Here is a 22852-nt window from a genome sequence, read left to right as displayed (position 1 = left end):
TGCGGGATGGGGATCGCTCGGCTCGTCTGTCGGCTGCTATCCGCAGATATCATGTTGACGGTCCCTCCACCCTGGCTCCTACATACCGCGTAGGAGCCGGGAGGAACATACAAGCCCATGCTCGGCTTTTTTCTTGCCTGCGACTTGTCGGGGTTCATGACCAGCCGAGCACGGGCTCGGCTCTACAATTCGATTTCCAGCAGCGCCCGCACAAAAAAAGGCCCGGCAATGCCGGGCCTTCTTCGATCTGCTCGCCGCAAGGCTTACAGGTTCGCTTCGGTGGTCTGGATCATGAACTTCTTGCGCATCGCCTCGATGTAGGCCTTGGCCGCGGCCATGCCGTCGATCTGGCTCAGCTGTTCCTTCAGCTGCTTCTGCTGCTCTGCAGTCACTTCCTTGATGTCGCCCGGATTGACCTTGTTCACCGCGAACAGCAGCGCGTGGCCGTTGACGTCGACCTTGCCATAGCTCGGCTTGCCTTCGGCCGGCACCGGCGCGCTGAAGATCGCGCGGTTGATTTCCGGGGTCGGCACCGGCTGGCTGCGCGGCAGGCCCGGCATCGGGCTCAGCTGCAGCTTCTCGCTGGCGGCCAGCGACTGCAGGGTGGCGCCCGCCTTCAGCTTGGCCAGGATGGCCTCGGCCGCCTTGTCGCTGGCCTGGCGCTGGCGATCAGCACGGATCGCAGCGATCACCTGTTCGCGGGCCTTGTCCAGCGGCAGGGCCTGTTCCGGGGTGTGTGCAGCCACACGGATGACCACGCTGTGGTTGGTCGCGCCGCCCAGCGCGATCGGGTCACTGGCGGTACCGTCCTGCACCAGCACGTCGGAGAAGGCGGCACGCAGCACGGCCGGGTCAGCGGCGATGCCGCTGGCGGTCGCGCGGGTGATCGGGCCCAGCGTCTGCAGCGGCAGGTTCACTTCCTTGGCCGCAGCGGCCAGGTCGCTCGGGCTCTTGTTGATGGCATCGACCAGGCGACCGGCCAGTTCGTTGAAGCCGCGCTCGCCGTCGGCCTTCAGCTGCTCGGCAGCCAGCGTGTCACGCACTTCCTCGAACGACTTGCCCTGGCCACCGCGCACAGCGGCCACCTTGATGATGTGGTAACCGAACTCGGTCTTCACCGGGCCGATCACGTCACCAGCCTTGGCCGCAAACAGCGCGTCCTCGAACGGCTTCACCATCGCACCGCGCTCGACCCAGCCCAGGTCACCGCCCTGGTCCTTGGAGCCCGGATCTTCCGAATTGGCCTTGGCCAGCGCAGCGAAGTCGGCACCGGCCGCCTTGGCATCGGCAGCGATCTTGTTCGCCTTGGCTTCGGCGCCGTCACCGGTGATCAGGATGTGCGAGGCCTGGCGCTGCTCCGGCGAGGTGAACTTTGCCTTTTCCTCTTCATAGCGCTTGCGCAGGGTCGCTTCGTCGGCCGGGGTCGGTGCCGGCAGGTTCGCACCGTTGATCTCGACGTACTCCAGCGACACGCTCTCGGCCTGGCGGAAATCCTTGCCGTGGCTGTCGTACCACTTCTTGATCTGATCATCGGTGACCGGCGCGGTATCGGCCGGTACGGGCGGCAACGCGGCCAGCTCGACGTCGCGGGTTTCGCCCAGCAGCTTCAACAGGCGCTCGGTCTCGGCCTGGGTGACGAAGCCGGAGCTCTGCAGGCCCGATGGGATCACCGACTGCTGCAGGCTCTCACGCACCAGTTCCTGGAACTGGGTCGGGGTACGCGGCGGATTGCCACCGGCCAATGCCAGGCGGTAGTTGTTCTCGTTGAACTTGCCGTTCGAATCGAGGAACGCCGGCATGGTCGCGATGTACTCGCGCACCGCGCCGTCGCCGATCACCACGCCCGCCTGTTCACCAACCAGGCGCACGACCTGTTCGTCGATCAGCTGATCGAGCACGGCCATCTTGTTCTCGGTGCTCTCGAACGCGCGCGGGTCGAAATTGTCGCCCTGCTGCTGGCGCTCACGCATGCGCTCCTGCTCGAAACGCGTGCGGAAATCCTGCGAGCTGATCTCATGGTGCTGCCACAGCATGCGCACCGGCCACCACGACGGCGCCGAACGCCACCAGGTGGGCGGCGCGGAAACCTTGGCCACGTTCTGTGCGCCAACGCCACCGAGGTAGCTGTTGTCGATCACGAACAGGAACGGAATCATCAGCAGCCCCAGGATCACGGTGACGATCCAGCCTGAGGTCTTGTCGCGGAGTTTCTGCAGCATGGTGAGGAATCACAAGGCCTGATTGGCGAGCCCGGCAGTGTAACCCGCTTCGCCGCAGGGACCAAAAGCAGCACCGACGCGGCCTGCGCCCACTTGCGCAGGCACGCACCATCAGTGCATCGGCCAACTCCATCCTGGCGCAAAGAAAAAGCCCCCGGCTTGCGCCGAGGGCTTTTAGAGTTGGCGGAGCGGACGGGACTCGAACCCGCGACCTCCGGCGTGACAGGCCAGCATTCTAACCAGCTGAACTACCGCTCCGCGCTTGAACTTTGCAGGTGCCCAGTATATCCGAAGACTCTCTGGAAACCCAGCCCGATGAACACTTTTTTCAAAGTTTTTTCACAGGGACTTAAGAATTCTGCAATGGCGGAGCGGACGGGACTCGAACCCGCGACCTCCGGCGTGACAGGCCAGCATTCTAACCAGCTGAACTACCGCTCCGTTCTTGCAAAAACCTTCTCGCCTTCCTCCCGAACCTCTCGGTGAGAAGACAAGGCCCCCGGCCTTGAACCGGGGGCCTGGATGTAATGGCGGAGCGGACGGGACTCGAACCCGCGACCTCCGGCGTGACAGGCCAGCATTCTAACCAGCTGAACTACCGCTCCGCGTTGTTACCTTTTTTGCTTTCAGCCGGCCTGGACCAGGGAGAAAACAAAGCCTCCAGCTTTTGGCCGGAGGCCTCGTTGAATGGCGGAGCGGACGGGACTCGAACCCGCGACCTCCGGCGTGACAGGCCAGCATTCTAACCAGCTGAACTACCGCTCCACACTCAAACTTTTACCGCGGTGCTGTGGTGGGTGCTGAGGGTTTCGAACCCCCGACCCTCTCCGTGTAAAGGAGACGCTCTACCGCTGAGCTAAGCACCCCAGCGAGCCGCTTAGTTTACAGCATCCTTCAGGGCCTTGCCAGCCTTGAACGACGGATTCTTCGAAGCAGCGATCTTGATGGTGTCGCCGGTCTTCGGGTTGCGGCCGGTGCGGGCAGCACGGTCGCGGACCTGGAAGGTACCGAAGCCAACCAGGGTGACCGCATCGCCGTCCTTCAGCGCCTTGGTGATGGCAGCAACGACGGCATCGACAGCGCGGCTGGACTCTGCCTTGGTCAGGTCGGCAGCTTCAGCAACGGCATCGATCAATTCGGTCTTGTTCATTCTCTACAACTCCTTTGGCGGTGGGTTCCGCTTATTCGACAGGGAAGCAACCGCACGCCATCTGCATGCGGCCGCCATGTGGAAACGGTTCGCCGAATCCAGCGATCACCAGACTGCGATCACTCATTCGCGAGTGCTGCTTTTATACCAGTGGCCCTACCCCCACGCAAGCTGGAAAGCCAGCAACGACGCGGGTTTCGGGCCATTGGACAGCGCGCGTCAATGCTTGACGCGCGCGTTTCCACTCGGTTTGGCCTTGCTGCGCACCGTGACGCGCTGCGCACTCTTGCGCGCCTTCTTCGGTGCCAACGGACGCTCCAGCGCCAGATCCAGGACTTCTTCGATGTACTTCACCGGCACGATCTTCAGATCGCGGGTGACGTTGGCCGGGATGTCGGCCAGGTCCTTGCGGTTCTCTTCCGGGATGATGACCGTGCGGATGCCGCCACGCAGTGCGGCCAGCAGCTTCTCCTTCAGTCCACCGATGGCCGTGACGCGGCCACGCAGGGTGATCTCGCCGGTCATCGCCACGTCGGCGCGCACCGGCACCCTGGTCAGCATCGACACCAGCGAGGTGACCATCGCTGCGCCGGCACTCGGGCCATCCTTCGGCGTGGCGCCATCGGGCACGTGCAGGTGCACATCGTGCTTCTGCAGGAAGTCGCTGTCGATGCCAAAGCCCACGGCGCGCGAACGCACCACCGACAGCGCGGCCGAGGCCGATTCCTTCATCACGTTGCCGAGCTGGCCGGTCAGGATCAGCTGGCCCTTGCCCGGCACGAGCGTCGATTCGATCTGCAGCAGGTCGCCACCAACTTCGGTCCAGGCCAGGCCGGTGACCAGGCCGATTTCATTCTCTTCCTCGGCACGGCCGAAGTCGAAGCGACGCACGCCCAGGTACTTGTCCAGGTTCTTGCTGGACACGCTCACCAGCGCCTTTTTCTTCGCGCCCTTCTTTGCCTTCACCGGCTGCGGGCCGGCCAGCGCGATCTCCTTCACCACCTTGCGGCAGATCTTGGCGATCTCGCGTTCCAGGTTGCGCACGCCCGATTCGCGCGTGTAGTAGCGCACGATGTCCTGGATGGCGTCACTGCCGATTTCCAGCTCTTCCGGCTGCAGGCCGTTGGCCTTGACCTGCTTCGGCACCAGGTAGCGGGTCGCGATGTTGAGCTTCTCGTCCTCGGTGTAGCCGGGGATGCGGATCACTTCCATGCGGTCCAGCAGCGGGCCGGGAATGTTGAGCGAGTTCGAGGTGGCCACGAACATCACTTCGGACAGGTCCAGGTCCACTTCCAGATAGTGGTCGTTGAATGCGTTGTTCTGCTCCGGATCGAGCACTTCCAGCAGCGCCGAAGACGGATCGCCACGGAAGTCCATCGACATCTTGTCGATCTCGTCGAGCACGAACAGCGGGTTCTTGCTGCCGACCTTGTTGAGGTTCTGCACGATGCGGCCCGGCATCGAACCGACGTAGGTACGGCGGTGGCCACGGATCTCGGCCTCGTCGCGCACGCCGCCCAGCGACATGCGCACGAACTTGCGGTTGGTGGCCTTGGCAATCGACTGGCCCAGCGAGGTCTTGCCCACGCCCGGCGGCCCGACCAGGCACAGGATCGGGCCCTTCATCTGCTTCACGCGCGACTGCACCGCCAGGTATTCAAGGATGCGCTCCTTGACCTTCTCCAGGCCGTAGTGGTCGGCATCAAGCGTATCCTGCGCGACCTTCAGGTCCTTGCGCACCTTGCTGCGCTTCTTCCACGGCACGCCCAGCAGCCACTCCAGGTAGTTGCGCACGACGGCGGCTTCGGCCGACATCGGCGACATCTGCTTGAGCTTGTTCAGTTCGTTGCGCGCCTTGGCTTCAACCGCCTTCGGCATGCCGGCCTCGGCAATCTTGCGGGCCAGTTCTTCCAGCTCGCCCGGCGCGTCGTCCAGGTCACCCAGTTCCTTCTGGATGGCCTTCATCTGTTCGTTGAGGTAGTACTCGCGCTGGCTCTTCTCCATCTGCGACTTCACGCGGCCGCGGATGCGCTTCTCCATCTGCTGCACGTCGATCTCGCCGTCGACCAGGCCGACCAGCATCTCCAGGCGGTCACCGACGGCCAGCGTTTCCAGCAGGCGCTGCTTGTCGGCCAGGCGCACGCTGATGTGCGCAGCGATGGTGTCGGCCAGGCGCGCCGGCTCATCGATGCCCGACAGCGTCTGCAGCAGCTCCGGCGGCAGCTTGCGGTTGGTCTTCACGTACTGCTCGAACAGCGACATCAGCGAGCGGGCGATCGCCTCGACCTCGCGCGCCTCGCGCTCGTCGGTGGCCTCGATCTCCAAGGCCTGGCCATGCAGCGAGCCGTCGCGCTCGTCGACGTGGGTGACCTGCACGCGCGACAGGCCTTCAACCAGCACCTTGATGGTGCCGTCGGGCAGCTTCAGCAGCTGCAGCACCTGCGCCAGCGTACCAACCTGGTAGAGGTCGGCCGCATGCGGGTCGTCGGTCTCAGCCGACTTCTGCGCCAGCAGCAGGATGCGCTTGTCCGCCTCCATTGCCTGTTCGAGCGCGTGCATGGACTTGTCACGGCCGACGAACAGCGGGATGACCATGTGCGGGAACACCACTACGTCGCGCAGCGGCAGGACCGGCAGGTCGAGGGTTTCACTTGGGGAACGGGCCATGGGGGCTCCAGGGAAGGGGGAAAACCGCCTCCGGGAGGGCATCTTCCGGAGACAAAAAAAGCCGATGGCCCCGTTATGGGGCCATCGGCTTTCAGATGCAAGGCATTCCTTTAAAATCCTTTCCAATCAACAACCTGGAAGGATCACTCGGCGCCTGCGGCCTTCTGTTCAGGGGCCGCCGGGGTCTGGTAGATCAGGTACGGCTCGGACTTGTGCTCGATCACCGACTCGTCCACGACCACCTTGCTGACGTTCTCCTGCGACGGCAGGTCATACATGGTGTCCAGCAGGACCGATTCGACGATGGTGCGCAGGCCACGGGCGCCGGTCTTGCGCTTGAGCGCCTTCCTGGCGATGGCCGACAACGCGTCCGGACGGAACTCCAGCTCGACGTTCTCCATCTCGAACAGCTTCTTGAACTGCTTGGTGATGGCGTTCTTCGGCTCGGTCAGGATCTTGATCAGGGCCGGCTCGTCCAGCTCCTCCAGGGTCGCGACCACCGGCAGGCGGCCGACGAACTCGGGAATCAGGCCGAACTTGATCAGGTCTTCCGGCTCGACTTCGGCCAGCACCTTGCCCACTTCCTGCTTGCGCTCGCTGCTCTTCACCTTGGCGCCGAAGCCAATGCTGCCGACGTCGGTGGAACGCGCCTGGATCACCTTGTCCAGCCCAGCGAACGCGCCGCCGCAGATGAACAGGATGTTCTTGGTGTCCACCTGCAGGAATTCCTGCTGCGGGTGCTTGCGGCCGCCCTGCGGCGGAACGCTCGCCACGGTACCTTCGATCAGCTTCAGCAGGGCCTGCTGCACGCCTTCGCCGGACACATCGCGGGTGATCGACGGGTTCTCGCTCTTGCGCGAGATCTTGTCGATTTCATCGATGTAGACGATGCCCTGCTGCGCCTTCTCGACGTCGTAGTCGCACTTCTGCAGCAGCTTCTGGATGATGTTCTCCACGTCCTCGCCCACGTAACCGGCTTCGGTCAGCGTGGTGGCGTCGGCCATGGTGAACGGCACGTTGAGCAGGCGGGCCAGGGTCTCGGCCAGCAGCGTCTTGCCCGAACCGGTCGGGCCGACCAGCAGGATGTTCGACTTCGCCAGTTCGACGTCGTCGTTCTTCTGCCGGCTCTCGATGCGCTTGTAGTGGTTGTACACGGCCACGGCCAGCGTGCGCTTGGCACGGTTCTGGCCGATCACGTACTGATCGAGGACCTCGAGGATCTCGCGCGGCTTGGGCAGCGAACTGCGCGCCGACTGCGCCTTTTCCTCAAGTTCCTCACGGATGATGTCGTTGCACAGCTCCACGCACTCATCGCAGATGAACACGCTCGGACCCGCAATCAGCTTGCGCACTTCATGCTGGCTCTTGCCGCAGAAAGAGCAGTAGAGGATCTTGCCGGTGTCCGTGGAACGACCTTGGCGGTCTTCGCTCATGCTTCGCTTACCCAGTTACCCCACCCGCTGAACGGGGGTTCGATTCGAGAATAGCACAGGGCCGAGGGGACACCAGTCCCACCCGACCCTGCAGGAACGAGGCCTCCCTGGCCCCGTGAAGGCCGGTCAGCCGGCCTGGATCGACTCATCCGGACGACGCTCCAGGACCTGGTCGACCAGACCGTAGGCCTGCGCCTCGAAGGCGCTCTTGAAGTTGTCGCGCTCGGTATCACGGGCGATCGTCTCCAGCGACTGGCCGGTGTGCTTGGCCAGCACCTCGTTCAGGCGCGAACGCAGGGTCAGGATCTCGCGCGCGTGGATGTCGATGTCGGTGGCCTGGCCCTGGTAGCCACCCAGCGGCTGATGGATCATCACGCGCGAGTTCGGCAGCGCATAGCGCTTGCCAGCTTCGCCCGCGGCCAGCAGCAGGGCGCCCATCGAGGCGGCCTGGCCGATGCAGGTGGTGCTCACATTCGGCTTGATGTACTGCATGGTGTCGTAGATCGCCATGCCGGCGGTGACCACGCCACCCGGCGAGTTGATGTAGATGTTGATGTCCTTTTCCGGGTTCTCCGATTCCAGGAACAGCAACTGCGCCACCACCACGTTGGCCATGTGATCGTCGATCGGGCCCACGAGGAAGATCAGGCGCTCCTTCAACAGGCGCGAATAGATGTCGTAGGCACGCTCGCCGCGGCTGGTCTGCTCGACCACCATCGGAACCAGGTTCAGGGCTTTGGTTCGGTTGTCCATTACGTGAGGTACCTATCTTGGGGGGCAACAACCCCGCGCCGGCAAAGGCGCGGGGCATCCGGTGATCCGCCCGGGCTTACTGGCGGATCGCGTCCTGGAACGACAGCTTCTCTTCGGTGTGCTGGGCACGCTCGGCGATCCAGTCGATCACCTGCTCTTCCATCACACGGTTCTGCAGGCCAGACATCAACTGGGGGTCGTTGCGGTACATCTCAATGACCTGCTCCGGCTCTTCGTAGGTCGAAGCGATCAGACGCATCGTTTCATTCAGGCGCTTGGCTTCCAGGCGCAGGTCGTTGATGCGGGCCACTTCACCGACCAGCAGACCGACCAGCACGCGCTTGGCGGCAGCATCCTTGAAGCCTTCGTGGGCATCGGCCGGGATCTCGCCGACGTTCTGGCCGTTGCGGCGCAGCTGCTCGACCTGCTGGGCCAGCATGGCGCGGGCTTCGTTCTCGACCAGGCGCGGCGGCATTTCCACCGACGAGTAGGCCGCGATCAGCTGCTCGCCCACTTCGCGGCGCAGGCGGTTCATCAACGCACCCTTCAGTTCGCGCTCCAGGTTGGCGCGGATGTCGCTGCGGAACTGCTCCACGTCGCCGCCCTTCACGCCGAAGCTCTTGATGAAGGCTTCGTCGACCGCCGGCACGACCGGCTCGGAGACCTCGGTGACCTTGACGGTGACCTGCACGGTCTTGCCGGCCAGTACCGGCACGCGCCAGTCAGCCGGGAACTCGACGTCCAGGGTCTTCTCTTCGCCCTTGGCCAGGCCGACCAGGCCCTTTTCAATGGTTTCGAACATCATGCCCTGGCCGAGCACGATCGAACCCTTCTCGGTGCCTTCGGCCGGCAGGCGCTCTTCACCGGCCTGCGACCAGGTTTCCACCGCGACCAGGTCACCGTCCTGCGCGCCACGGCTGACCGGGGCCCAGGTACCACGCTGGTTCTGCAGGTTCTCGATCATCTGGTCGATGTCGGCGTCGGTGATCTCGGCGGTATGGCGCACGACGGTCAGCTTGCTGACGTCGATGTCGCCGAAGTCCGGCACCACTTCCACGGTGGCCACGAAGGAGAACTCACCCTCGTCGCCCTTGTCGATGCGCGGGCTGCCGACGACGCGCAGGTCGTGCTCGCGCACGGCCGCGTCGAAGGTCTCGCGCAGCAGGCCGTCCAGTGCCTCGCCACGGACCTGCGCGCCGAAGCGCTGCTCGATCACCTTGGCCGGCACCTTGCCCGGGCGGAAACCCTTGATGCGGGTGGTACGGGCGATTTCGCCGAGGCGGCCGGCAATGTGGCTCTGCAGACGCTCTTCCGGCAGCGAGAAGCTCAGGCGGCGTTCCAGGTTGCCGGTGGATTCGATCGAAGCTTGCATGTTGACTCCTGCCACCGGTGGCCCAGGCCCCCGGCTCGATGATTGGGATGAAACGGTTGTAAGGACGCGACGTCTGGGACGCGCCTGCTTGCCGCAGCCCTTTAGTTTCGCCCAATTCGGCTTGCACTGCCAGCGCGTGCCGGTCAAGGGGGCGCAGATGGCCCGATCAGGGCGGGGACAGGCCGGCACTGGTGCGAAAGGGGGGACTCGAACCCCCACGCCTTGCGGCACTGGAACCTAAATCCAGGGCGTCTACCAATTCCGCCACTTTCGCGTGGCCGGCGCAGGTGTTCATTGTCGCAGGCGATGACGGGAAGCGGAAGGCCTGCACAAAACTGAACATGGCAATTGTGCGCAGCCCGCGCGTTGAACCACCCCGGCGAGCGCAAGCTCATCCGGGGTGGCGGGGTTCACTGCTGCGGCATGGCCTTGGCCGACGCCGTACCGGCGCCCTGCCCGGCTGCAGGATCCACCTTGCGGATCTCCACGCCCCCGTCGCCGGTGCGCCGGAGGGCCACCGGCTCCGGCGTGGCCTTGCGCACATCGACCGAACCATCCGCATTGCGCTGCACGTCCACCGCATCGGGCAGGGTCTCCCGCTCAGCCGGCTGAGCCGGCTGCATCTGCATGGCCCCACCGACCGGGCGCGCAGGAGCGCTCTCCGTGCCAGCATCGCGTTCGACGGTCTGCGCCGGATCTTCGGCGGGCGCGCAGGCCGCCAGTGCCAGCAATGCGAAGGAAACCCACAGCGTGCGGTGCAATCGATTGATATCGACCATCAACATCGTCCTTCATGCATGCGCCATCGGCGCGGAAGATCCATTGGGTGCGATGCAGGACGCGATGCGGTGAGAAGCAGTGCACAGCATTGATATCACTGATGACGCGTATGACCCTGATTTCAGCATTGCTTCAGTCGATCCACGCCATGCGTGGATGACATGCCCCCCAGCGAACAGGCAAGAAAAAAGCCACTTGGCGAACCAAGTGGGAAGCTGCCGCGCATTCGCGCCGCAGCCCCACGCTTTGCGCGGCAAAGCGCGGGCCCCACTTCATCAGCCGCCACATCCCCGCGGCTTCGCCGCGCCCCCTTGACTCAAGGGGGCTCCGCTCCAGCCAGCACCGCTGGCATCTGCAGATGCCCCTCAGCGAACAGGCAAGAAAAAAGCCACTTGGCGAACCAAGTGGCTTTCGTCTGGTGGGCTGTCAAGGATTCGAACCTTGGACCTATTGATTAAGAGTCAACTGCTCTACCAACTGAGCTAACAGCCCGAAATCGGGGCGCGAATTATGACCCGATCCGCTCGGTGGGTGCAAGCACTTTTTTCAACGTGGTTGAAACCAGCACTGCGCGGCCCACTCCTGCTGCAGATCCACGCCGGGCGGGTTCTGCAACGCGTGTTCCATCGGAACGATGGCAGTCACACCTATAAGAAAAAAGCCACCTGGCGTACCAGGTGGCTTCTGTCTTGGTGGGCCGTCAAGGATTCGAACCTTGGACCTATTGATTAAGAGTCAACTGCTCTACCAACTGAGCTAACGGCCCGTGAAACTCAGACGCACATTGTAGCGTGCTTTCTGTTTATTGCAATACCGTTTCGGCTGCGCCGATGCGGTTGAATCAGTGGGGTGGCTGAGGGGATTCGAACCCCCGACCACCGGAATCACAATCCGGTACTCTAACCAACTGAGCTACAGCCACCACTGAAACTTTCGCTCCATCGCCGATACCACTGACGCCGGAACCTTGAACATTGCCTGGGGACTGTCACCGAAGTTGCGGTCCGCCGAAGCGAGTCCGATATTCTGGTGGAGTCCTTGCGCTTTTGCAAGCACTTCTTCACATCCGTCGATGCGATCCCGGTGCCCGCCAATGGCGCGCCCGACAGGAATCGAACCTGTAACCGCCGGCTTAGAAGGCCGGTGCTCTATCCAGTTGAGCTACGGGCGCCCGAACCGGAACGGTGTCCAATCCGACGTGGCGTGGGATTGGTCGGGGTAGAGGGATTCGAACCCCCGACATCCTGCTCCCAAAGCAGGCGCGCTACCAGACTGCGCTATACCCCGGTCTTGCAATCCCCTCGGGTTGGGCCCGGGGAGTTGGTCATTGTCGCCAAGCGCGTTGGGAACTGTCAACGAAGGATGCACAGATCCCGGGCCTGCCGCAACGCCGAAAGCAGTCATCGGCTATGCTCACGCCCATCGGCCGGATGGCCGTCCCGACCTTCATTCGCACGGAGAACACGCATGCGCAGCGGCAACCCGGCTCTTTCCGAGTCGACCTTCCTCGACCTCGCCAGTGGCTCGGTAGTGACCAGCCCCGACCAGGCCATGACCCTCAACGGCACCGCCAACAAGACCGGCATCCTGCTGCTGCTGACCGTGCTGACCGCGGCGTTCGCCTGGAGCCAGGCGGTCGACGAGTACGGCCAGATTTCCGGCAGCGCGAGCCTGTACGCCATCGGTGGCGCGATTGGCGGCCTGGTGCTGGCATTGATCACCATCTTCAAGAAGGAATGGTCGCCGGTCACCGCGCCGATGTACGCGCTGGTCGAAGGCCTGTTCCTGGGCGCCGTGTCGGCCCTGTTCAACATGAAGTACCCGGGCATCGTGTTCCAGGCGGTGCTGCTGACCTTCGGCACCCTGGCCGCCCTGCTGTTCGCATACCGCAGCGGCCTGATCAAGGCCACCGAGAACTTCAAGATGGGCGTGGTCGCCGCCACCGGCGGCATCGCGCTGCTCTACCTCGCCTCGTTCGTGCTGGGCTTCTTCAACATCAACGTGCCGGTGATCCACGACTCCAGCTGGCTGGGCATTGCCTTCAGCCTGTTCGTGGTGGTCGTGGCCGCGCTGAACCTGGTGCTGGACTTCGATTTCATCGAGACCGGCGTGGCCCAGCGCGCGCCGAAGTACATGGAGTGGTATGGCGCATTCGGCCTGATGGTGACCCTGGTCTGGCTGTATGTGGAGTTCCTGCGCCTGCTGTCGAAGATCCAGCAGCGCTGAACCGGGCAAAGCCATAAACGACAAAGGGCGCCTTCGGGCGCCCTTTTCTCTTTGTAACGCGTGGCCGCATTTCCCCGCTAGCCAGTCACGCCGGCCTGTGCAGCGTAGTGTGCCGCAAGGTGCTCGACCAGCGCTCGCACCTTGGGCGCGAGCGCACGTGCATGCGGGTACAGCGCGAAGTAGCGCCGCTGGCCGGCATGCCAGGCCGGCAGCACGCGGATCAGGCGACCGGCGCGCAGGTCCTCCTGCACGGTCAGCGCGGTGAACAGGCTGATGCCCATTCCGGCCAGCGTGGCAGCGTACAGCGCGGGCGTGGCATCCACGCGCAGGCGCTGCCCGGCTTCAACGCTCACGCTGGCGCCGCGCGGTCCCTGCAACCGCCAGGGCGGCATTGACGGCGTGGGACTGAAACCCAGCAGCGTGTGCTGCTCCAGATCCAGTGCGTGCCGTGGCAGGCCATGGCGCGCCAGGTAGGCCGGTGCGGCGACCAGGATGCGCGGGCAGCTGGCCAGCTCGCGCGCGACCAGTTGGCTGTCCGGCAATGAAGCTGCAATGCGCAGCGCCAGGTCGAAACCACCACCCACCACATCGACCTGCTGGTCATCCGCCGACAGATCCAGCGTGACCTGCGGGTAACGCTGCAGGAACGAGGGCAGCCAGTGGGGCAGCTCCTGGCTGGCCACTACCTGCGGCACGCTGATCCGCACGCTGCCGCTGGGCTGCGCCTGCCCGGCGCGAGCACGATCATCCGCCTCCTGCAGGCGGTCCAGCAGCGTTGCCGCCTCGCGGTGGTAATCGCGCCCGGCCTCGGTCAATGACAGCCGACGGCTGTTGCGATCGAGCAGGCGTACCTGCAGGTGCTCTTCCAGCTGCCGAAGTTGCCGCGACATCGCCGAGTGGGTGGTCCCCAGGCGCTCGGCGGCCGCAGTGAAACTGCCCGCGTCAACGATGGCGCGCAGCGCACGCAGGGCGGCGAAGTGATCCATCGGCGGGCAGCTCCACGTGGCGGAGCCCGCGGCATGCGGGCTCCGCCAGCTTATCAAGCGCCGTCGCCGGCCTTGCGTACCGGCAGCGCCAGGATCGCGTCGGTGCTCATGACATCGCCGAAAGCGTCTTCGATCTGCGCCAGCGAGGCCTCATGCAGCGCGCGATGGCCGATGCGCTGGCCACCGGCCAGGTCCAGGTCGCGGCTGGCGCTGGCATCGGACGAGACGATCACCCGGTAGCCACGTGGTGCGGCCGCTGCGTCGCGCGCGGCACCGGCCACACAGGCATGGGTCTGCAGGCCGGTGACGATAAGGGTGTCGATGCCCGCGTTCTTCAGCATCTGGTCGAGCACGGCGGCGGACGCGCCGGCGAACACACTGACGTTGTCCTTCTGCACCACGGTCTCGCCCTGGCGCGGCTGCAGGTCGCGATGGAAGGCGGCATTGACGCTGCCCTGCGCGAACAGGGGTGCGCCGGCCGGCAGCACGTGCTGGACATGGATCACGCGGATGCCGTGGGCATCGGCGAATTCGACTATCCGCCTGGCCTGGCGCAGTGCGGCCACTCCATCGGGAATGACCATGCGGCCACCCGCAAAGCCCGGTACGGCCTTGGCATCGAAGTACTCGTTCTGGAAGTCGATCACCAGCACGGCAGTCTTCGCCGCGTCCAGCGAGGTCGCGACCGGCGCACCCGCCATATGACGGATGGTGGGATGGGCCGGCTCGGCAGCAGCAACCGGGATGGTGGCGGTCATGCCGAACAGGCTGGCCAGGCCGAAGGCGGCGAGATTCATGGGGCGACTCCTGTGCAATGGAAAGTGGGCTCAGGATGCGGAGCGGATGGCGCACGAACCAGCCGTGCAACAGCACATGATCTGTGCGATATCAGCACAGACCGCTTCTGTGGAGTCGAGCCATGCTCGACTCCACAGAAGCGGAAAACGCAACGGGGCGCCCGAAGGCGCCCCGCTGTGGATCCAACCGAGGCCGGCCGGCCGCTTACAGGCGGCTGGCAATGGCCTTGGCAAAGCTCATGGTGGTGCCGGTGCCACCCAGGTCGCCGGTCAGCGAATCCTTGGCTTCCATGGTCGCCACGATGGCCTTGCGCAGGCGCTCGGCGTTTTCCGGCTGACCGATGTGGTCCAGCATCTGCGCGGCCGCCAGCAGCAGCGCGCACGGATTGGCTTTGCCCTGGCCGGCGATGTCCGGCGCGGTGCCGTGCACGGCTTCGAAGATCGCCGCGTCCTTGCCGATGTTGGCGCCCGGGGCCAGACCGAGGCCGCCGACCAGGCCGGCGCACAGGTCGGAGATGATGTCGCCGAACAGGTTGGTGGTGACGATCACATCGAACTGTTCCGGACGCATCACCAACTGCATGCAGCAGTTGTCGACGATCATTTCCTGGAACTCGATGTCCGGGTACTGCGCGGCCACTTCACGGGCGACATTCAGGAACAGGCCCGAGGTCGACTTGATGATGTTGGCCTTGTGCACGGCGGTGACCTTCTTGCGGCCGGTGCTCTTGGCCAGCTCGAAGGCGTAGCGCACGATGCGCTCGGAGCCCTTGCGGGTGATGCGGGTGCCGGAGAAGGCGGTCTCGCCATCGGCCGACACTTCCTGACCTTCGGCCAGGTAGGCACCTTCGGTGTTCTCACGGACGGTGATCAGGTCGACGTTGTCGAAACGCGACTTGGTGTTCGGGAAGGTGTGGGCCGGACGCACGTTGGCGTACAGGTCGAAGTGACGGCGCAGGCTGACGTTGATCGAGGTGAAGCCACCGCCGACCGGGGTGGTCAGCGGGCTCTTCAGCGCGACCTTGTTGCGCGCGATCGATTCCAGGGTCACCGCCGGCATCAGGTCGCCGTGCTTTTCCAGGGCCACCAGGCCGGCGTCGGCGTCTTCGTACTCCAGGCCAGTCTTGAGCTGGTCGAGCACGAACAGGGTGGCGTCCATGATTTCCGGGCCAATGCCGTCGCCGCGGATGACCGTAATTTTCTGCGTCATTGATCGATGTTCCGAACAGGGGGAAAAACGCCGTCCGGACGTGCCCGGAAACGCCGGCGCAAAGGAAGTTTCACCGGCAATTATGCCTGAGCCGGGGCCGAGGTCCCAAATAGACCATGGTCCCAGTCCCCGGCTCAGGCAGAATTGCCCGCGCATCCCACCTTATCCCCCCGCCTGTCGGCGCGCCCCCTTGAACAACAAGGGGGGCTCCTGAGCTGTCGGATCGCGGGGAGGCCCCTTGCGGGTGCGGTAGTGCCGGCCGCTGGCCGGCAACCCCGGCGATGCCGGCCAGCGGCCGGCACTACCCTCAGTGTTCGTGCGCGGCTGGCGCGGCCGCGCCACCTTCAAGCTGGTCGAGGAAGTCGACCGCGCGGCGCAGGTGCGGGATCACGATGGAGCCGCCCACCACCAGGCCGACCGAGAAGGTCTCGAAGAACTCCTCACGGGTCACCCCGGCATCCTTGCACTGGGCCACGTGGTAGCTGATGCAGTCGTCGCAGCGCAGCACCATCGAGGCCACCAGGCCCAGCAGCTCCTTGGTCTTCACGTCCAGCGCGCCGGCCTGGTAGGTCTGCGTATCCAGCGCGAAGAAGCGACGCACCACCTGGTTCGGTTCGCCCAGGATGCGCTCGTTCATGCGCTTGCGGAACTCGGTGAACTCGGCGATGCGGTCCTTGCTGCCGTCGTCGGCCGCGCTCATGCCTGGCCCTGCCCGGCCAGCAGCGGCTCGAGCTTGCCTTCACGGTGCAGGGCCATCATGTCGTCGTAGCCGCCGACATGGACATCGCCGACGAAGATCTGCGGCACGCTGGTGCGGCGGGTCAGCGCCATCATCTTCTCGCGCTCGGCCGGGTCCAGGTCGATGCGGACCTCGGTCCACTGCTGGCCCTTGCTCTTCAGGAAGTTCTTGGCGGCCACGCAGTACGGGCAGACGGCGGTGGAATAGATGGTGATGGCGGGGGCACCGCCGGCGGTCTGGGCTGTCACGGGAAACTCCACGATGGATCGACGGTCTACATATGGTACCGGTGCGCTGGAATTTCCACGCCACGGCCGCAACACTGTGGATTAACGAATGGTTGCCCCCCGCCCTGCCACGCTTGGTGCGCCCCGCCCGAGGACCTTCTGCTTGCGAGCCCTGCTGCTGACTACCGCCGCCACCCTGGCCCTGGCCATGCCGCTGGCCCAGGCTCAGGAGAAGCTGCCCGACATCGGCTCTTCGGCCGGCGAGCTGCTGACCCCGGCCCGCCAGGCCGAGTACGGCGCGATGATGCTGCGCGAGCTGCGCAACTACGGCTACCTGTTGGAAGATCCGCTGGTCAACGACTGGCTGCAGACCATGGGTGCCCGGCTCGGCTCCAACAGTGACCAGCCGCGGCAGCCGTACACCTTCTTCGTGATGAACGACCGCCAGATCAACGCGTTCGCCACGCTGGGCGGCTACATCGGGGTCAATGCCGGACTGGTGCTGACCGCCGAGCGCGAGGACGAAGTTGCTGCCGTGCTGTCCCACGAAATCGCCCATGTCACCCAGCAGCACGTGCTGCGCGGTGTCGAGCGCGCCCAGCGCGACCAGATCCCGATCCTGCTGGGCATGCTGGCGGCGGTAGTGGCCGCCCAGGCCAGCAACAGCACGTCGTCCGGCAACGCGACGATGGCCGCGATCAGCTCGGGCATGGGCCTGATGCAGCAGCGGCAGATCAACTACACCCGCTCCAACGAGTCCGAGGCCGACCGCCTCGGCATCCGCACCCTGTCGCGCAGCGGCTACGACGTGGATGCCATGGCCGGCTTCTTCGAGCGGATGTCGGCAGCCATGCGCGGCAACGAAGGCGGCTACAGCGTGCCCGAGTTCCTGCGCACCCACCCGGTCAACATCACCCGCATCAGTGAGGCCAAGTCCCGCGCCCAGCAGATGAAGAAGGATACGGTGCTGCTCACCACCAGCACCCCCACCGGCGAGCGCAAGGAGCGGGTGGACCCGGCCGATCCCAGCCTGGGCGAGCCGCTGCTGCGCGGCAACAACCCGCTGCTGCCCGGCAGTGTGCTGCGCCTGCCGATCGGCCAGCTCAACCGTGGCGCCAGCGGTGACTTCGAGTGGGCGCGTGAGCGCCTGCGCGTGCTCAGCGCGGACTCCACCCCCGAGCTGGAGCGCGAGTACGCCGACCTGGCCAAGCGGCAGAAGGACGGCCTCAACGATGCGCAGCGTTACGGCCAGGCGCTGGCGGTGATGCGCGGTGGCCGTGCCGGTGCCGGCCAGGCCCGGCAGACCCTGGCCGGCCTGCTGCAGAGCCACCCCGGCAACCTGTGGCTGGCGCTGGGCCTGGGCGAGGCGGAGTCGCGCGCAGGCCAGGCGGCCCAGGCCAACAGCCGCTTCGAGCAGCTGCTGCGCGAACACCCCAACAGCCGCCCGGTGGCACTGACCTATGCCGAGATCCTGAACGAGCAAGGCAGCCGCGAGGCCGGCCAGCGTGCGCAGGCGATGCTGCGCCCTCTGCTGTCGCAAAGTGGTAACGATCCGGTCTTCCAGCAGCGTTTCGCCCGCGCCAGCGAGTTGGCTGGCGACAGCGTGCGCGCCAGCGAGGCCTATGCCGAGGCCGCCTTCCTCAGCGGGCGGCCAGAACAGGCACTGATGCAGCTGCAGGCGCTCAAGCGCAACCCGGCGCTGGATTACATCGGCCGCGCGCGGGTTGACGCGCGCATCGAATCGATCACCCCGACGGTGCTGGAGCTGCGCCGGCAGGGCGTGCAGGACCCGGATCTGGACCGCCGCTGAGCACCGCATGACCGGCCGATGGCAATCCGGGCCGGTTCCGGCCGGGTAGTCACAAACATGTCATCAAACCGTAGTCTACTGGCACCAGTCCAGTAACCGAGCCCTACGGTGTCCTCGTGCAGAAACGCATCCTGATCGTCGATGACGAGCCCGCGATCCGTGAAATGGTCGCCTTCGCCCTTCGCAAGGGCGATTACGAACCGGTCCACGCCGGCGATGCCCGGGAGGCCCAGACCGCGATCGCCGATCGCGTTCCCGACCTGATCCTGCTGGACTGGATGCTGCCCGGCACCAGCGGCCTGGACCTGGCCCGTCGCTGGCGCAAGGAAACGCTGACCCGCGAAGTGCCGATCATCATGCTGACCGCCCGCGGCGAAGAGAACGATCGCGTCGGTGGCCTCGAGGCCGGTGTCGATGACTATGTGGTCAAGCCGTTCTCGGCGCGCGAACTGCTGGCCCGCATCCGTGCGGTCATGCGCCGCGCCCGCGAAGATGACGAGGACGGCAGCGTAGCCGTCGGCCCGATCCGTATCGACGGCGCCGCCCATCGCGTGTTCGCCAACGACCAGCCGGTGCCGATCGGTCCGACCGAATACCGCCTGCTGCATTTCTTCATGACCCACCCGGAGCGCGTCTACACCCGCGCGCAGCTGCTGGACCATGTGTGGGGCGGCAGCGTCTACGTGGAGGAGCGCACCATCGACGTGCATATCCGCCGCCTGCGCAAGACGCTGGAGCCGTTCAACGCCGAGAACATGGTGCAGACCGTGCGCGGCGCCGGCTACCGCTTCTCCACTGCCACCTGAGTCTCGTCGTGCCGGCACCGCGCACCTGCAGGTGCCGGTGCCGGCAACTCTGCTATAACCCTCGGTTCACCCCAGTGAACCGCCGCACCTCAACGACGAGATCGCAATGCCCCGCCACATCCGCTCTGCCTGGTTGAAGACCCTGGCCACCGTTGCCGCGGTGCTGCTGTTCGCCGGACTGGTGGGGTGGTTCACGGGCCATCTGTGGTTGTGCATCGCACTGGGCGCGCTGGCGGCCCTTGCCTGGCATTACTGGCGCCTGCGCAGCGTTCTGCGCCGGCTGACCGCTCGCCAGCGCTGGGACACCGCCGAAGAAGGCACCGGCGTCTGGAACGAACTGGACCGCCTGCTGTACCGCAACCAGGTGGAAATGCGCGTGCGCAAGCGCCGCCTGCTGGACATGCTGCGCAGCTACCGCGCTGCCGCCGCCGCGCTGCCTGATGCCGTCGTCGTGCTGGATCGCAACAGCCAGCGCGTGCAGTGGTTCAACGAAGCGGCTACCGCCCTGCTCGGCCTGCACCATCCCGGCGACCTTGGCGAGGCCCTGGTCGAGCGCCTGCAGCCAATGCCGCTGGCACACTGGCTGGCTGGTGGCCGCAATGCCGAGCCCATCCTGGACGTACCCTCGCCGGTCGATCCGGCGATCCGCCTGAACCTGCGCCTGATTCCCTATTCGTCGGACTATTGGCTGCTGATCGCGCGTGACGTCAGCAAGCTGCTGCGCCTGGAGCAGGTGCGGCGGGATTTCGTCGCCAACGTTTCACACGAGCTGCGCACGCCGCTCACCGTAGTCCACGGCTACCTGGACATGATGGACCCGGAGGATTTCCCGGGAACCGGACCGATGCTGGAAGAAATGCGCAAGCAGAGCCAGCGCATGGCCCAGCTGGTGGAAGACCTGCTGACCCTGTCGCGGCTGGAATCGCAGGAGCACAGCGAGGAAGAGACCGTGGCCATGCAGCCGATGCTGGCCACCCTGCGCCGCGAGGCCGAGGCGCACAGCCAGGGCCGCCACCAGATCAGCATCGACGACCTGGCCGGCGTTGACCTTCAGGGCTCGACCAAGGAACTGCACAGCGCATTCTCCAACCTGGTCACCAATGCGGTGCGCTATACGCCGGCCGGTGGCCGCATCGCGGTGGAGTTCCGCCGCGAGGGCGACGGTGCGGTGCTGGCGGTGCGCGACTCCGGCTACGGCATCCCGGCCACCCACCTGCCGCGCCTGACCGAACGCTTCTACCGTGTCTCCAGCAGCCGCTCCCGCGAAAGCGGTGGCACCGGCTTGGGCCTGTCCATCGTCAAGCACATCCTCGGCCTGCACCACGCACGGCTGGAAATTGAAAGCGAAGTCGGCAAGGGCTCGGTGTTCTCCTGCCATTTCGATGCCGACCACGTGCGCCCGCGCGAGTCCGCCCCCCTGACCTCCATCGAAGAATGACGCCATGAGCAGCCTCGGATCCCTCCCCCTCCCCGTGAGCCCGGACAACGATCCGTTGCGCGACCCGGCGCTGTACATCAATCGCGAACTGTCACAGCTGGATTTCAACTTCCGCGTGCTGGCCCAGGCGATGGACCCGCAGGTGCCGCTGCTGGAGCGCCTGCGCTTCATGTGCATCTCCTGCACCAACCTCGACGAGTTCTTCGAGATCCGCGCCGCTGCCGTGCGCCACGCGCAGGAATTCGGCCTGCCACCCGCACCGGACGGGATGAGCCCGCAGGCCATCCTCAGCGCCATCCATGACCGTGCCGCCGAACTGGTGGACCAGCAGTACCGCTGCTGGAACGAGACGCTGCGGCCGGCGCTGATGGAGGCCGGCATCGGCGTGCTCGGCCGCCACTCCTGGACCGACCGCCAGAAGCGCTGGCTGCGCGCCTACTTCCGCAACGAGATCATGCCGGTGCTGTCGCCGCTGGGCCTGGACCCGGTGCACCCGTTCCCGAAGATCCTCAACAAGTCGCTGAACATCGTGGTGGTGCTGAAGGGCACCGATGCCTTCGGCCGCGCCGGCCATCTGGCCATCGTGCGTGCGCCGCGCTCGCTGCCGCGCATCATCCAGCTGCCGGAGAAGCTGGGCGGATCGCAGAACTTCGTGTTTCTGTCCTCGGTGCTGTCCACCTTCGTCGATGAGCTGTTCCCGGGCATGGAAGTCCAGGGTGCCTACCAGTTCCGCGTCACCCGCAATTCCGAGCTGGTGGTGGACGAGGAGGAAGTGGAGAACCTGGCGCTGGCGCTGCGCGACGAGCTGGTCGACCGCGGCTACCGGCCGGCGGTGCGGCTGGAGATCGCGCACGACATGCCGCGCGAGATCGTGCGCACCCTGCTGCAGAATTTCGGCCTGACCGAGAACGCGGTGTACCGCATCGATGGCCCGGTCAACCTCAACCGTATCATCCAGCTGTATGACCTGATCGCGCAACCGGACCTGAAATACCCGCCGATGACCCCGCGCACGCTGCGCGACAGTGACGGCATCTTCGAGACGGTGGCGCGCCAGGACCTGCTGCTGCACCATCCGTTCGACGCCTTCACCGCAGTGCTGGACCTGATCCGGCAGGCGGCAATCGATCCGAACGTGCTGGCAATCAAGCAGACCCTGTACCGCACCGGCAAGGACTCACTGATCGTCGATGCGCTGATCCAGGCCGCGCGCAACGGCAAGGACGTGACCGTGGTGGTCGAACTGCGCGCCCGCTTCGACGAAGAAGCCAACCTCGGCCTGGCCGATCGCCTGCAGGAAGCCGGCGTGCAGGTGGTGTACGGCGTGGTCGGCTACAAGACCCACGCCAAGATGCTGCTGATCGTGCGCCGCGAGGGCCGCAAGCTGCGCCGCTACGTGCACCTGGGTACCGGCAACTACCACAGCGGCACCGCCCGCGCGTATACCGACATCAGCCTGATCACCGCCGATGCCGACATCGGCAATGACGTGCACCTGCTGTTCCAGCAGCTGTCCGGGCTGGCGTCGAAGATGAAGCTCAAGCGCCTGCTGCAGTCGCCCTTCACCCTGCACACCGGGATCCTCGGCCGCATCGAGCGCGAGACGCGCATCGCCGCCGCCGGCCGCCCGGCGCGGATCATCGCCAAGATGAACGCACTGAACGAACCGCAGGTGGTGCGCGCGCTGTACGCCGCGTCGCAGGCCGGCGTGCAGATCGACCTGATCATCCGCGGCGCCTGCACGCTGCGACCGGGCGTACCGGGCATCTCGGACAACATCCGCGTGCGCTCGATCGTCGGCCGCTTCCTGGAACACAGCCGCGTCTACTGGTTCGGCAACGACGGCGCGCCGGAGATGTACTGCGCCAGCGCCGACTGGCTGGAACGCAACCTGCTGCGCCGGGTCGAGACCTGTTTCCCGATCCTCGATCCGGAACTGGCCAAGCGGGTCTACCGCGAAGTCCTGCAGAACTACCTTGACGACAACCTCAACGCCTGGGAGCTGGATGCCGACGGCATCTACCACAAGCGTGCCCCGGCCCACGACGAAGCGCCGCATTCGGCACAGATGGCGTTGATGCAGGGGCTCTGATCCGGTAGGTGCCGACCTTGGTCGGCGCGTTTGGATTCATCCACTGTGTCGACCAAGGTCGACACCCACCAACAGCAGCGCAGAACGCCGTCCGGCAGATCGCAGAGAACTGTCGAAGGCGGGGTGGGTCCGGTGGCAGGGGCGTGA

Annotated in this window: 17 protein-coding genes and 11 tRNA genes; 5 read left to right on the top strand and 23 right to left on the bottom strand. The window is 65.4% G+C overall.

The window, feature by feature from the left end:
• Positions 1-263 precede the first annotated feature (263 nt).
• The 18 genes from KXV01_RS18450 to KXV01_RS18365 form a co-directional block, all read right to left on the bottom strand.
• Positions 264-2219, bottom strand: a complete 1956-nt coding sequence (locus KXV01_RS18450; protein ID WP_099495913.1) for a peptidyl-prolyl cis-trans isomerase — start codon at positions 2217-2219, stop codon at positions 264-266.
• Between the two features lie 181 nt (positions 2220-2400).
• A tRNA-Asp gene (locus KXV01_RS18445) sits at positions 2401-2477 on the bottom strand.
• Positions 2478-2583: 106 nt separating this feature from the next.
• Positions 2584-2660: transfer RNA gene (locus KXV01_RS18440), tRNA-Asp, on the bottom strand.
• Between the two features lie 87 nt (positions 2661-2747).
• Positions 2748-2824 (bottom strand) — tRNA-Asp (locus tag KXV01_RS18435).
• A gap of 83 nt (positions 2825-2907) precedes the next feature.
• Positions 2908-2984, bottom strand: a tRNA-Asp gene (locus KXV01_RS18430).
• A gap of 26 nt (positions 2985-3010) precedes the next feature.
• Positions 3011-3085 (bottom strand) — tRNA-Val (locus KXV01_RS18425).
• Positions 3086-3096: 11 nt separating this feature from the next.
• Positions 3097-3369 (bottom strand): HU family DNA-binding protein, encoded by a 273-nt coding sequence (locus KXV01_RS18420; protein ID WP_005408270.1) that lies wholly within the window; start codon positions 3367-3369, stop codon positions 3097-3099.
• A 219-nt stretch (positions 3370-3588) separates the two neighbouring features.
• Complete coding sequence (gene lon / locus KXV01_RS18415; RefSeq protein WP_099495914.1) at positions 3589-6036, bottom strand: endopeptidase La; 2448 nt, start codon at positions 6034-6036, stop codon at positions 3589-3591.
• A 143-nt stretch (positions 6037-6179) separates the two neighbouring features.
• Positions 6180-7469: an ATP-dependent Clp protease ATP-binding subunit ClpX gene (gene clpX, locus KXV01_RS18410; protein ID WP_004154600.1), complete on the bottom strand. Its 1290-nt coding sequence runs from the start codon at positions 7467-7469 to the stop codon at positions 6180-6182.
• Between the two features lie 126 nt (positions 7470-7595).
• Positions 7596-8222, bottom strand: a complete 627-nt coding sequence (gene clpP, locus KXV01_RS18405; RefSeq protein WP_004146318.1) for an ATP-dependent Clp endopeptidase proteolytic subunit ClpP — start codon at positions 8220-8222, stop codon at positions 7596-7598.
• Positions 8223-8298: 76 nt separating this feature from the next.
• The gene (tig, locus tag KXV01_RS18400) at positions 8299-9594 is read right to left on the bottom strand and encodes a trigger factor (protein ID WP_263468001.1); all 1296 of its coding nucleotides are present in this window, start codon (positions 9592-9594) and stop codon (positions 8299-8301) included.
• A gap of 189 nt (positions 9595-9783) precedes the next feature.
• A tRNA-Leu gene (locus KXV01_RS18395) sits at positions 9784-9868 on the bottom strand.
• Positions 9869-10004: 136 nt separating this feature from the next.
• The gene (locus KXV01_RS18390; RefSeq protein WP_099495923.1) at positions 10005-10373 is read right to left on the bottom strand and encodes a hypothetical protein; all 369 of its coding nucleotides are present in this window, start codon (positions 10371-10373) and stop codon (positions 10005-10007) included.
• A 417-nt stretch (positions 10374-10790) separates the two neighbouring features.
• Positions 10791-10866, bottom strand: a tRNA-Lys gene (locus KXV01_RS18385).
• Between the two features lie 198 nt (positions 10867-11064).
• Positions 11065-11140, bottom strand: a tRNA-Lys gene (locus tag KXV01_RS18380).
• A gap of 79 nt (positions 11141-11219) precedes the next feature.
• A tRNA-His gene (locus KXV01_RS18375) sits at positions 11220-11296 on the bottom strand.
• Positions 11297-11468: 172 nt separating this feature from the next.
• A tRNA-Arg gene (locus tag KXV01_RS18370) sits at positions 11469-11545 on the bottom strand.
• A 39-nt stretch (positions 11546-11584) separates the two neighbouring features.
• Positions 11585-11661, bottom strand: a tRNA-Pro gene (locus KXV01_RS18365).
• A gap of 180 nt (positions 11662-11841) precedes the next feature.
• On the opposite strand from KXV01_RS18365, the gene KXV01_RS18360 reads away from it, so the two are divergent.
• Positions 11842-12600: a Bax inhibitor-1/YccA family protein gene (locus tag KXV01_RS18360; RefSeq protein ID WP_005415466.1), complete on the top strand. Its 759-nt coding sequence runs from the start codon at positions 11842-11844 to the stop codon at positions 12598-12600.
• A gap of 77 nt (positions 12601-12677) precedes the next feature.
• On the opposite strand, the gene KXV01_RS18355 is transcribed toward KXV01_RS18360, so the two are convergent.
• The 5 genes from KXV01_RS18355 to grxC all read right to left on the bottom strand — a co-directional run bounded on the left by KXV01_RS18355 (position 12678) and on the right by grxC (position 16580).
• Positions 12678-13586, bottom strand: coding sequence for a LysR family transcriptional regulator (locus KXV01_RS18355; protein WP_099495916.1), 909 nt, complete (start codon positions 13584-13586; stop codon positions 12678-12680).
• A gap of 53 nt (positions 13587-13639) precedes the next feature.
• Entirely contained in the window at positions 13640-14383 is a 744-nt protein-coding gene (locus tag KXV01_RS18350; RefSeq protein ID WP_099495917.1) for a cysteine hydrolase, read from the bottom strand.
• A gap of 205 nt (positions 14384-14588) precedes the next feature.
• Complete coding sequence (locus KXV01_RS18345; protein WP_012479261.1) at positions 14589-15593, bottom strand: isocitrate dehydrogenase; 1005 nt, start codon at positions 15591-15593, stop codon at positions 14589-14591.
• Between the two features lie 307 nt (positions 15594-15900).
• Positions 15901-16293, bottom strand: a complete 393-nt coding sequence (locus KXV01_RS18340; protein WP_004154542.1) for a carboxymuconolactone decarboxylase family protein — start codon at positions 16291-16293, stop codon at positions 15901-15903.
• The gene (gene grxC / locus KXV01_RS18335) at positions 16290-16580 is read right to left on the bottom strand and encodes a glutaredoxin 3 (RefSeq protein WP_004154541.1); all 291 of its coding nucleotides are present in this window, start codon (positions 16578-16580) and stop codon (positions 16290-16292) included. The genes KXV01_RS18340 and grxC overlap by 4 nt, the downstream gene beginning before the upstream one ends.
• A gap of 88 nt (positions 16581-16668) precedes the next feature.
• On the opposite strand from grxC, the gene KXV01_RS18330 reads away from it, so the two are divergent.
• From KXV01_RS18330 to ppk1, 4 genes are all read left to right on the top strand, one after another.
• Entirely contained in the window at positions 16669-18369 is a 1701-nt protein-coding gene (locus KXV01_RS18330; protein WP_180880068.1) for a M48 family metalloprotease, read from the top strand.
• Positions 18370-18485: 116 nt separating this feature from the next.
• Positions 18486-19175, top strand: coding sequence for a phosphate regulon transcriptional regulator PhoB (gene phoB, locus KXV01_RS18325; protein WP_005408258.1), 690 nt, complete (start codon positions 18486-18488; stop codon positions 19173-19175).
• A gap of 106 nt (positions 19176-19281) precedes the next feature.
• Positions 19282-20613, top strand: a complete 1332-nt coding sequence (gene phoR / locus KXV01_RS18320) for a phosphate regulon sensor histidine kinase PhoR (protein WP_049417421.1) — start codon at positions 19282-19284, stop codon at positions 20611-20613.
• Positions 20614-20617: 4 nt separating this feature from the next.
• Complete coding sequence (gene ppk1 / locus KXV01_RS18315; RefSeq protein WP_049417420.1) at positions 20618-22705, top strand: polyphosphate kinase 1; 2088 nt, start codon at positions 20618-20620, stop codon at positions 22703-22705.
• The last annotated feature ends 147 nt before the right edge of the window (positions 22706-22852 follow it).

The organism is Stenotrophomonas sp. Ps181, from assembly GCF_025697425.1.
Taxonomy (GTDB): Bacteria; Pseudomonadota; Gammaproteobacteria; order Xanthomonadales; family Xanthomonadaceae; genus Stenotrophomonas; species Stenotrophomonas sepilia.
Note: the sequence above shows the minus strand (reverse complement) of the source record. Positions and strands in the feature narration are given on the sequence as shown.